This window comes from Brevibacterium sp. LAARM3_SD1, assembly GCF_057364765.1.
The window spans coordinates 1-10,509 of sequence record NZ_JBNFOL010000055.1 but is presented as its reverse complement, the minus strand read 5'-3'; the positions used below and the strand labels follow the sequence as shown (position 1 = coordinate 10,509).

Below are 10,509 nucleotides of genomic sequence, written 5' to 3'. Positions count from 1 at the left end.
GCCCAGCAACCTCGCGCGAGGTTGCTGGGCCGCCGTCAGGTAGTAAGGAGGGGTTTTTAGAGGGTGGATTGGTAGTCGTTTTCGCTGAGCTGGCCGACGACCGAGTGGCGGCGGCTGTAGGTGAAGTAGACGATGGCGCCGACGGCCATCCACGCAGCGAAGACGAGCCAGGTCCGCCCGCCGAGGTTGACCATGAGGAACGCGCACGCCAAGGCTCCCAGCGCGGGCACGACCGGCCCGAACGGAACCTTGAATGAACGGTCGAGGTCCGGGCGTTTGAACCGCAGGTAGATGACGGCGATATTGACGAGGCAGAAGGCGAACAGGGTGCCGATGCTCGTGGCATCGGCGAGTTCGCCGAGCGGGATGAACGCCGCAGTGATGGCCACGAGTCCGCCGACGATCAGAGTGCCGATCAGGGGAGTCCCCGTGCGCTGGGAGACGACTCCGAAGATCCTCGGCACCATACCGTCGCGCGCCATCGTCAGCAGGATCCGCGACTGACCGTAGAGCACGGTGATGACGACGGAGAAGATCGCGAGCACCGCAGCCACGGCGAAGAGCAGCACCGCGATGTTCGACCCCGTGATCTCTTCGACGATCTGGACCAGCGGCGCGTGGGCGCCTTCGAACCACTGCCACTGCCGTGCCCCGATCGCAGTGACGGCCACGAGAACGTACATCGAGGTGACGATGAGCATCGAGAAGATGATCGCCCGCGGCAGGTCCCGGCGCGGGTTCTTCGCTTCCTCGCCGGCCGTCGATGCGGCATCGAAGCCGATATAGGAGAAGAACACGCTCGAGGCGGCCGCGGTGACACCGGCGGCTCCCATCGGCAGCAGCGGCGCGAAGTTGCCGGCCTTGAACGCGGTGAACGCGACGATGGCGAAGAAGACGAGGATGCCGATCTTGACGAACACGAGCAGTGTGTTGACGACACCGGATTCGCGGGCGCCGCGCATGAGCAGCACGGTCGCCAGGGCCACGACGATGAGAGCCGAGACGTTGATGATCCCATCGGGGTTCTCGGCCAGGCCGGGCCCCGTGGTCAGGGACACGGGCAGCTCGAGGCCGAAGACGCGCAGGGTCTCGTTGACGTAGTCGGCGGCGCCGACGGCGACCGCTGCGACCGAGACCGCGTACTCGAGGACGAGGCACCAACCGCAGACCCAGGCGACGCCCTCACCGAGGGTGGCATAGGAATACGAGTAGCTCGACCCGGACACCGGCACCATTCCGGCCATCTCGGCGTAGCTGACTGCCGAGAGCAGCGCCGTGATTCCGGCGAGGACGAAAGCGATCCAGACGGCGGGGCCGGCCACGGGAACTGCCTCGCCGAGGATGACGAGGATTCCCGTGCCCAAGGTGGCACCGACGCTGATCATGGTCAGCTGGAAGACGCCGAACGTCCGCCGCAGTCCACCCGACTGTGCGGTCTGCGCATCGGTGTGGTCCTCGGCGGTCATGGCGCTGATCGACTTGCGCCGCCCCAGCTGCCGCAGCACTCCTGTGGGAGTGTGCGTCGGCGGGGTGGACGGTGTCTGCGAAACGGTCATATGAATATTCTTGCATAGGCATGAATATTGTCTCGCCGGACTTCCGCGTGATCACGGGCGAAGCCGCCCCGCACCGTCGCCGATCTCACATCGCAGACGCCCTCACAGGGCGGGGATCTCACACGTCCCAGGTCGGGCCGACCATAGACCTCACACGCCAGACTCCTCACACGAGGGGGGTGAACCGACCGTCGTGCGCCATCCATCCGCCGTCGACGAGCTGCGAATGCCCGGTGACATAGCTCGAAGCATCCGAGGCGAGGAAGAGGACGGGCCCGGCGATCTCGTGCAGGCGACCCCACCGGCCCAGGGCGGTCTTGTCCGCATACGCGTCCCACCACTTCCCGTCGGCCTTGATCTGCTGGGTCAGGGGAGTGTCGAACGGCCCGGGCAGGATCGCGTTGACCCGCACGCCCTTCCCTCCGAGCTCGCTGGCCATCGTCTTCGTCAGCTGCACGACTCCGGCCTTGGCCGCCGCGTACAGGCCCTGACCGGGCTCGATGGCCAACGCTCGGAATGAAGCGTAGGTGACCATCGATCCGCGACCGCGCTCACCCATCTCGCGGCCGAATCCGCGCATCAGCCGGTACGTGCCCTTGAGGTTGATGTCGATGACGCGGTCGAACTCGTCATCGGTGGTGTCCGTCAGCCGCTTGCGCACGTTCGCGCCGGGAGTGACCACGAGGATCTCGGCCTCCGACCATGCGTCGACGAGTGCATCGACGGACGCCGTGTCCGTGATGTCGACGGCCACCGCCGTGGCGGGACTGGCATCGGATCCGCCGTCGGCGGCACCGTGGGCGGCGGGCCCGGAGCGTCGGCCGGCGATGAGGGCGGCGGTCTCCTCGGCGCCGGTGAGGTTGAGGTCGGCGACGACGACGTGCGCTCCCGCATCGGCGAGCCCGATCGCGCTGGCCTGCCCCAGTCCGGAGCCGGCCCCGACGACGACGGCCGTGCGGCCGCTCAGGTCGAACAGGGACGGGATCGACGGGTTGTTCTCGTTCGTGGGCATCGGCTCGTTCGTCGACATCGGGAATCCTTCCGGGCGGGGTTCGGTGCCGGAGCGACCTCGGTGTCGCTCCGTGGACTTCAAAGGTATGCCCGCCGAGGCGGCCCCGCCGTTCCCGTTTCACCTTGTGGAACATCGACTGAGGTCAGGGTCGCCTCGGGGAGGGGTCAGAACTTCTCGCTGTCGACGTAGCGGATCTCGTCGGGGAGGTTCGCCAGGTAGTCGACGATGAAGTAGGCGATGGCCTCCATCGTGGGGATGTCGCGTTGGCGGGCGCGGGCCATGGTGCGGCGGTGCTCGGCGAATTCGTAGAAGATCTGCCCGGGTTCGAGCTTGCGGGTGAGGTTCTCCGGGATCGCCTGGATGAGGGGTTTGTACACCTCGTCGAGCCAGCGGCGGGCGGCTTGGGACTCGTCGAGTTCATCGAATTCGGCGATCTCGGGGGCAGAACGGAACGAGTCGAGGTCGTTGAGCATCGCGCGGGCCTGGTTCTCGTTCGCGCCGATCCCGGTCAGGCGCAGCAGACGCCTCGAATGATGATTGGGTTCGACGACCTTCGGGGACACGAGGAGGCTGATGCCGTCGAGGTCGGTCGTCACGGTCAGTTCGCCGAGGTCGAAGCCCAGATCGTTGAGGCGTCGGATGCGTTCGTCGATGCGCCAGCGTTCGTTGACGCTGAACTCCTCGACCCGGGTCAGCTCCGCCCACAGGGCGTTGTACGACTCGCAGAGTCGCTCACCGGCAGCCAGCGGATCTGTCTCGGGTGCGACGAGACCCGCGGCCTGCAGGTCGAGGAAGTCCCCGGCGATGTTCATCCGCGCGATCCGCAGGTCCATGTTCCGCTGCCCGTCGGAGAGCTGGTCGTGCAGCTCACCGGTCTCGGCATCGACGACATAGGCGGCGTAGGCATCGGCATCGCGGCGGAAGAGCGTGTTCGACAGCGACACGTCCCCCCAGTAGAAGCCGACGAGGTGGAGGCGGACGAGGAGAACGGCCAGAGCATCGACGAGGCGGCCGCCGGTGTCCTCGGCCAGGTCCCGGGAGAACAGGGCACGGTAGGGCAGGGAGAATTCGAGATAGGCGGTGATGAGGGCGCCCTTGAGCTTCTCGCCCGATTCGGTCCGTCGACCTCCGACGGAGGCGCGGGGTTCGACGAGGGGGACGTCGAGGTTGCCGAGCGCGCCGAGGATGTCGAACTCACGCAGCGCCTGCGCGTCGTCGGTCTCCTTGATCGCGAGGACTTCGTCCCCGATCTCGACGTAGCGCACGACGTGGCGGGAGATTCCGCGGGGCAGACCGCCGACCAGCGTCTCCGGCCATTCCGCCAGGGGCAGGTGCCAGGGGAGTTCGGCCAGGGCCTGATGATCGGCGTTCCGGACGGTGTGGATCTCCGGAGCCACGGCTCAGGAGTCCGTGTCGGAGACCGAGGCCACGAGCGCCTCGGCGAGGTCGGGTGTCTCCACGCCGATGAGCCGTCCGCGGTCGAGGAAGGCGATCCGGTCGCCGAGGACCTTCGCATCCTCGAGATCGGAGGTGGCATAGATCGTCGTCAGCTCGAATTCCTGCTGCAGCTGTTTGATCAGAGACAGGGTCTCGGACTGCTGTTCGGGGACGAGGTTGACCACGGGTTCGTCCATGATGAGCACTTTGGGCCGGCGCACCACGGCACGGGCCAGGGCCACGGTCTGGCGCTGCAGCTGGGTGAGGTCGCCGGGAACCGAATCGAGGATGTCGCTCAGCCCGATCTTGTCCATCACGGATTCGACGCGTTCGCGGATCTCATCGGCCGGCAGACCGTCGACGCGCAGCGCAAAGCCGAGGTTGTCGCGCACGCTCATATGCGGGTAGAGCGCGTAGCTCTCCAGCGCCAGGGTGACATCGCGGTCGTTGACGGCGGCGTGGGTGATATCGGCGCCGTCGATGAGGATGGTGCCCGTCTTCGGGGTCTCCAAGCCATGGAGCATCCGCAGGATCGTCGACTTGCCCGACGCGGCGGGGCCGTAGAGGACGAGGAACTCGCCGTCATCGACGAAGAGATTGAACGGGTGAACGGATTCGGACGTCGTGTTCTCGTAGACATGACTGAGGCCATTCAACGACACCGTTGACATAAGTCCTCCTAAAACTTCTGAATAACTCCGTGAGCAGCTGGTCGTCGGTGACCTGGCAGGGATGCTCAGTCACTCTCATCCTAAGGGGTGGAGAGTTCGGGTGCTCTGTGAATTCGACAAAGCGTAGAGTGATTCTCAGCACGATGGCTGTGCGCCGACGCATACCGCGACCCGAAAGTAGACTGATTCCCATGAAGGTCACGTTGGACGAGGTCGCCGCCAGGGCCGGGGTCTCTCTGGCCACGGTCTCCCGCGTGCTCGGCCGCCGCGGTGCCGTCGCCGAGTCGACGCGGGCGAAGGTCCTGGAGGCGATGAGCGAGCTCGGCTATTCGCGGTCGACCCTGCTCCATGATGCGCCGAGGCGGCTCGTGGCCGTCAGTGCTCCCGGCAACCCCGAGCATTGGCAGGTCCAGGTCTGCACCCGCGTTGCCAAGGCCCTGCAGGATCATGATCTTCTCGTCACCCGCCCGCTGGTCGAGACCGACCCGGAGCCGCTGCAGACCGCGATCGACGCCGGCGCCGTGGCTCTGGTGACCACGACGATGACGAGCCTGAACACGGAGATCCCCTGCATCCGCGTCGACGAACAGTCCGCCATCGAGGAGGCCAGCAGGCCCGGGTCGGGCGGCGCCGATGTCATCGCCGCGCGCCTCGACCTCGGCGGTGGGATGACCACGGCCTTCGAACATCTGCGAGCGATCGGACACCGGAGGATCGGGCTGATCTGCAATGACAGCGGTGAGCTGGCCGTCCAGCTCATCCGCCGCTTCCTCGCCGAACATCCGGCCAGGAACCTAGGGCTCAACCTCGAGGACTGGATCTCCCGGGTGCCGAAGTCGTTCTCCGGAGGCTCGCGCGCCGTGCTCGAGCTCAAGGATGCGACGTGCACCGCGGTGATCGTCCAGTCCGCTCTGCAGCTGCACGGTGCCCTCCACGGTCTGCGGAATCGGCACTTGCAGGTGCCGCGGGACATGTCGGTCGTCGGGTTCGGCGATTCCCCGACGATGAAGTTCACGGGTCCTCCGGCCACGGTGCTCGGCCTCGACGTCGAAGGGCTGTCGAACGCCCTCATCGCAGCGACTCTGCAGACCCTGCGGATCTCGACGACGGGCCTGCCCTCGGTGCCGCCGGTGTTCCGTCCCCGGCTCGTCGCCCGGACCTCGACGACGGCGGCCCGCCAATGAGCGACCACCTGCCCGAGCACCGCCACGTTCGTCTCGCCGAGATCGCCGGCACCGCCGGGGTCTCGAAGGCCACCGCCTCACGAGCCCTGCGCGATCCTCAATCGGTGTCGGCAGCCTCGTTGGCGAAGGTGCGCCAGGCGCTGGCGATCCTCGGCGCCACCGGGCAGGCCCCGAGCCCGGGGACCGGGGACGGAACCGGAGCAGGCTCCGGACCCCTGCTCATCGCACTCATCAAACCCGCGGTGTCAGCGGGCAATGTCGATCCGTATTCGCGGCTCGCGGAGATCCTGACGAACCGGATGTTCGGACTCGGCATCGCCGTCGTCCACATCGAGGCCATCGCCGAACGCAATGAGACTCTGCTCGAGACCGTCCTCGGCAGCGAACACGGCGGACCGGCAATCGCCGGAGCCATCGTCGTCGGCGGGGGTGCCGCCGGTGTGCTCGCGGGAATGCTCGCCGAGCGCGGACTGCCGCTCATCCGCATCTCGAATGCCCGCCACGACGACGGGATCTCCCGCATCTACCTCGACGCGACCGGCGGCATCGACACGGCCGTGGCCCACCTCGTCCATCTCGGCCACAAACGCATCGGACTCGCCGTGCTGCGCGATTCGGCGGCCCCGGCCCGCATTGCCGGCTTCCGCCGCTCGATGGCCGGAATCCTCCACATTCCCGCCACCCGCGATCAGGCTCCCGTCGTCGAGGCCGCCGGCGGAGCCATGGCCGGAGTCGCCGCTGCCGAGGAGCTGCTCGATCTGCGCTGCACCGCCGTCATCGCCTGCGCCCCGTCCCTGTCTTTCGGCATGCTCGAGGCCGCCCAGCGGCTCCGGTTGGACGTGCCCCGGGACCTGTCCCTGCTCACAGTCGGCGACGTCCCCGACGCCGATGTCGTCCAACCGCCCCTGTCGCAGGTCGTCTACGACTGGGCGACCGTGGCGCAGTCGGCGATCGACGAGGTCCGCGCGATGATCGCCGCCGGCGACGCCCGCGTGCACGTCGACTACACGGTCGACCCGGACCTCGTCCTCCGTGCCAGTGCCGTGCCCCCGCAGCGTCGCTGAACCGGGGCTGCGTTCGCAATCGTCCTCGCCGAGGCGGCGCTGTCCCGGCGCGGAGCCGACCGAAACATCGCAGGCGGAGTTCGCCGAGGCGGCTCGACCTCAGCCGTGGACGGTGCGGAGGAAATCCGTGCGTTCGGCAACGAGACGGCCGAGCAGTTCGGCCGCGGCCGCAGGATCGGCGATCCGCCACGAAGCGCGAGTCTGTGCGGACCCGACCTTGACGGTCAGACTCGCATCAAGAGCGTGGGAGTCCGTGAGTTCGTCGAGTGCTGCGAAAGCATCCTCATCGGTGACATCGTCGCCGAGGTAGCCCATCGCCGTCGGTTCGCCGGCGCGGGCGAGCAGTCGGATGCCGTCGCCCTTCGTCGCCTGTTTGACGGCGAGTTCGGTGATGTCGTGGCCTTCGATGACGCGGATGTCGGGAAACTCCTCGACCACTTCGGTGGCGTGGCCGTGCAGGGCCGCGGCCGCCTCGGAGGCGATTCCACGAGTATGGACCGTCCGTGAGTAGGGCTTGCGCTCGATGAGGAAGTCAGAGGCGATGTCGGCGCCCGGAAACGTGTGCCAGAACGCGTCGAGGTGAGCATCGACGGCGGTGAGCATCTCCGCCTCGGCCGCGGTGAGCTCGGGGGACCGGGTGACGGCGGAGTCGCCGTCATGGGCCGTGTCGATCCCGAGTTCGGCCTCCGCACCGTGCGAGCCGATGAGCCAGGCCGGGTCAGGGGCCTCGGACAGGCGGCGCAGCGTCGCGATATCGCGGCCGGACACCAGCGCAACTCGGGTGCGCGGCAGTCCTGCCAGCGCCGCGATGGCCGCGGTCGATTCGGGGAGCATCCGGGAGGTCGACGGATCGTCCTGCAGGGGTGCGAGCACTCCATCGAAATCCAAGGCCAGCAGCAGCGAATCGGCGGTGGCGAGATCACGAAGGTCCACCTCGGCGGGGGCAGAGCCGGCAGGACCGAGCTCGGTCGGCTTCGATGTCACTGTGCTTCTCCTAGCGGGCGGTGGAGATATCGTCTGTCCACTCGGAATCTTCGGGTCTGTCGGCGCGGTCGGACGGGGCCGCCGGTACATCCGGCGGCGGTGCGGTCCGGTTCTTCTGCACCACGGGGTGTTCGGGGACGATGACCTCGGGATTGTGCTTGAGGTGCTCGAGTTCGGCGAGGAAGTTCTTCGACCACCGGCTCACGGTGTCCGTGGCGACTCTCTTGCGCATCTGTTTCATCCGACGGGTGCGAGTCCTCTCGTCCATCTGCACGGCCTCGAGGATGCCTGCCTTGAGATCGGCGATGTCGTGCGGATTGACCATCACTGCGCCCTTGAGCTGTTCGGCCGCCCCGGTGAATTCGGAGAGCACGAGGGCTCCGTCGTCTCGCTTCCGGCACGCCACATACTCCTTGGCGACAAGATTCATTCCGTCTCGCAGCGCCGTCACCAACATGACATCGGCGGCGAGGAAGAACGCCGTCATCTCGTCGCGCGGATACGAATGGTGGAGGTAGCGCACGGGGATCGATCCCACGTCGACCTGCTCGCCGTTGATCCGTCCGACAGCCAGTTCGACGTCGTGGCGGATGATCTTGTACTGCTCGAGCCGTTCCCGCGACGGGGTCGCGATCTGAATGAGCACGACGTCTTCGACGTCGAGTCGGCCCTCGGCGAGCAGCTCCCCGAACGCTTTGAGTCGGTGGCGGATGCCCTTCGTATAGTCCATGCGATCGACGCCGAGCATCACCACCCGCGGATTGCCGACCTCCTCGCGGATCTCCTTCGCCCTCTCCAGGATCTTCGGATCGCGGGCGAGCTCCTCGAGATAAGGAGTGTCGATCGAGATCGGGAACGGCTCGGCACGGACGAGGTGGGCCGGAAGGAAGTCACCCGGCGGAACCGAGACGGTCGACCCCTTCGTCGCATATCCCAGACGTCCGCGGACGGCACGGCGGAAATTCGCTGCGTCCGCCGGCCGTTGGAACCCGATGAGATCGGCGCCGAGGAGCCCGCGGAGGATCTCGTCGCGCCACGGCAGCTGGGCGAAGAGCTCGTAGGGCGGGAAGGGAATGTGGTTGAAGAACCCGATCGCGAGGTCCGGGCGCAGGCGTCGGACCATCTGCGGAACCAGCTGCAGCTGATAATCATGGATCCACACGGTCGCGGATTGCGCGGCCACCTCGGCGACCTTGCGCGCGAAGCGCTCGTTGACCCGCACATACGCATCCCACCAGGTGCGGTGGTACTCGGGCGGGACGATGACATCGTGATAGAGCGGCCATAATGTGGCGTTGGAAAACCCTTCGTAGTACCTGAGGACATCCTCACTTGTCAGAGTCACCGGGGTCAGGTGCATGCCGTCGATCGTGAAGGGTTCGAAATCCTCGTCGGCGACGCCCGTCCACCCGATCCATGCCCCCTCCTGCGCCTTCATCACGGGAGCCACCGCGGTGACCAAACCCCCTGGTGAGGTGCGCCATCCGCGGTTCGCATCCTGAGGATCACGGTCGACGGGAAGTCGGTTGGCCACGACGACGAAATCGCTGTCGCCGCACGGGTTGTCGGTGCTCGGCTCGGCAGAGTCGACGGTGCTCATCTGCGCCTCCTCCTGTGTCGGTCCTTGGAATGAACTGTACTCGCTCGACTAGGCTTGGCCAGGTGATGGATCAGGAACTGGGAGGCTACCGCCTCATCGAGGAGCTCGGCTCGGGCGGCATGGGTGTCGTCTACCTCGGTGTCGACGGCGGAAACAACCCGGTCGCGGTCAAGGTCCTCCATCCGCACATCGCCAATGACGAGACCGCCAGAAAGCGTCTGGCCCGGGAGACCCGCACCCTGCGCCGGATCCGCCACCCCCGCATCGCCGAGGTCCTCGACGCCGAACTCGATGCCGCGCAGCCGTTCATCATCACCGAATTCGTCGACGGGCAGACCCTGTCCGATGACGTCCGCGACAACGGCCCCTTCGCCGAGGATGAGCTCGTCCACTTCGGTCACGCACTCCTCGACGCCCTCAACGCCGTCCACGACGCCGGCGTCATCCACCGCGACCTCAAGCCTGCGAACGTGATGATCATGGACGGTGAGCCGATGGTCATCGACTTCGGCATCGCCCAGGTCGCCGACGAAGTGCGCGTGACCGCCACGGGGCTGGTCATGGGCACCCCCGGCTACCTGTCCCCGGAGATCGCCGACGGTAAGACCTCGAGCGAGAAGACCGATTGGTGGGGGTGGGCCGCGACCATGGCGTTCGCCGCCACCGGCCGTAACCCCTATGGCTCCGGGCCATTGGAGGCCGTGCTGGGGCGCGTGGCCATGGGCAAATTCGATCTTGACGGGGCGCCGAAGAACTTCGCGCCGCTCATCGCCGCCTGCCTCGATCCGAAGCCCGAACGTCGACCGTCGGGGCAGATGATCCTCGACGCTCTCGTCGACATCGAGTCCGGGCGCGTGCCTCAGCTCGGGTCGGGACCCAGCGGCGGGGCGGGCGGACAGCAGCGGACGCCGAGCGGAACCGCGGTCATGCCCGCTGTCGATGACCAGCCCCGGCGGTCGCGGCGGTGGCCGGGGCGGCGGGGAGCGGCCCTCGGCGGTGCG

General features: G+C 67.2%; 9 protein-coding genes. 3 read left to right on the top strand and 6 right to left on the bottom strand.

The genetic code is table 11. The annotated features are described in order from the left end of the window. Positions 1-56: 56 nt before the first annotated feature. The 4 genes from AC2W7L_RS18070 to AC2W7L_RS18055 form a co-directional block, all read right to left on the bottom strand. Positions 57-1,556: an amino acid permease gene (locus AC2W7L_RS18070; RefSeq protein ID WP_486005567.1), complete on the bottom strand. Its 1,500-nt coding sequence runs from the start codon at positions 1,554-1,556 to the stop codon at positions 57-59. Positions 1,557-1,722: 166 nt separating this feature from the next. After that, the gene (locus AC2W7L_RS18065) at positions 1,723-2,586 is read right to left on the bottom strand and encodes an SDR family NAD(P)-dependent oxidoreductase (protein WP_486005566.1); all 864 of its coding nucleotides are present in this window, start codon (positions 2,584-2,586) and stop codon (positions 1,723-1,725) included. Positions 2,587-2,732: 146 nt separating this feature from the next. Beyond that, entirely contained in the window at positions 2,733-3,965 is a 1,233-nt protein-coding gene (locus AC2W7L_RS18060; RefSeq protein WP_062241302.1) for a DUF4032 domain-containing protein, read from the bottom strand. 3 nt (positions 3,966-3,968) lie between these two features. Further along, complete coding sequence (locus AC2W7L_RS18055; RefSeq protein ID WP_486005565.1) at positions 3,969-4,676, bottom strand: ABC transporter ATP-binding protein; 708 nt, start codon at positions 4,674-4,676, stop codon at positions 3,969-3,971. Positions 4,677-4,867: 191 nt separating this feature from the next. Here AC2W7L_RS18055 and AC2W7L_RS18050 point away from each other — a divergent pair, with 191 nt between their 5' ends. Then, positions 4,868-5,860: a LacI family DNA-binding transcriptional regulator gene (locus AC2W7L_RS18050; protein WP_486005564.1), complete on the top strand. Its 993-nt coding sequence runs from the start codon at positions 4,868-4,870 to the stop codon at positions 5,858-5,860. Next, a complete protein-coding gene (locus AC2W7L_RS18045) occupies positions 5,857-6,924 on the top strand; it encodes a substrate-binding domain-containing protein (protein WP_486005563.1) in 1,068 nt (355 codons plus the stop codon). Before AC2W7L_RS18050 ends, AC2W7L_RS18045 begins: the two co-directional genes overlap by 4 nt. Positions 6,925-7,023: 99 nt before the next feature. On the opposite strand, the gene otsB is transcribed toward AC2W7L_RS18045, so the two are convergent. Then, entirely contained in the window at positions 7,024-7,908 is an 885-nt protein-coding gene (otsB, locus tag AC2W7L_RS18040) for a trehalose-phosphatase (protein ID WP_486005562.1), read from the bottom strand. Between the two features lie 10 nt (positions 7,909-7,918). Beyond that, positions 7,919-9,508 carry an alpha,alpha-trehalose-phosphate synthase (UDP-forming) gene (locus AC2W7L_RS18035; RefSeq protein WP_486005561.1) on the bottom strand — a complete coding sequence of 530 codons (1,590 nt, stop codon included), beginning with the start codon at positions 9,506-9,508 and terminating at the stop codon, positions 7,919-7,921. Between the two features lie 65 nt (positions 9,509-9,573). Between AC2W7L_RS18035 and AC2W7L_RS18030 the strand changes: the two genes are divergently transcribed. Beyond that, positions 9,574-10,509, top strand: a 936-nt coding sequence (locus tag AC2W7L_RS18030) for a serine/threonine-protein kinase (protein ID WP_486005568.1), incomplete at its 3' end; no start/stop codon positions are given.